The organism is Nonomuraea recticatena (genome assembly GCF_039533245.1).
Taxonomy (GTDB): Bacteria; Actinomycetota; Actinomycetes; order Streptosporangiales; family Streptosporangiaceae; genus Nonomuraea; species Nonomuraea roseola.
Genome location: NZ_BAAATE010000169.1, coordinates 1 through 631 on the forward strand (window position 1 = coordinate 1; position 631 = coordinate 631).

1 protein-coding gene is annotated in these 631 nt (G+C 70.4%); it reads left to right on the forward strand.

All coding sequences use genetic code 11. The features are described from left to right. On the forward strand, window positions 1-622 hold a 622-nt coding region (locus ABFX50_RS50970; protein ID WP_487047387.1), incomplete at its 5' end, for a polysaccharide deacetylase family protein. Between the last annotated feature and the right edge of the window lie 9 nt (window positions 623-631).

Below are 631 nucleotides of genomic sequence, written 5' to 3' on the forward strand. Positions count from 1 at the left end.
GGGCGACTGGGACTCGGCGGACTGGGGCAGCGAGCTGGACCAGTTCTTCCAGATCGTGGAGAAGGCCCGCGCCAAGGGGTTCAAGCTCGACCCGAGCGCGGTGCGGGGCGGGCGCACGCCGTGCCTGGAGGGCAGGTGGGACCAGGCGTTCCCGGCGATGCGCCAGCACGGGCTGGTGTACGACACCAGCCACGTGAGCCTGGGCGTGCAGTGGCCGTCGGTGCGGGACGGGGTGTGGGAGTTCCCGATGCCGGAGGTGCGGGTTCCCGCGCTGGGCAAGCAGGTCGTGATGATGGACTCCAACCTCTTGTACGCGCCCGTCGGCGCGAAGGAGCGGACCGATCCGGCGAACGTGCCGCTGTTCACCCAGGTGGTGGTGGACACCTACTGGTCGGTGCTGCGGGCGGCGGCGAACGGGAACCGGGCGCCGGTGGTGATCGGCAACCACTTCAACGACTGGGCGGGCGGGGCGTTCAGCGACGCGGTGGAGCGGTTCATGGGCGAGGCGTGCGGGAAGGACGGGACGGTGTGCGCGACGTACACCGAGGTGCTGCAGTGGATGCAGTTGCAGGACCCGGAGGTGCTGGAGCACTACCGGCGGATGCCCGCGGCGATGAACTGACGGTCCGAG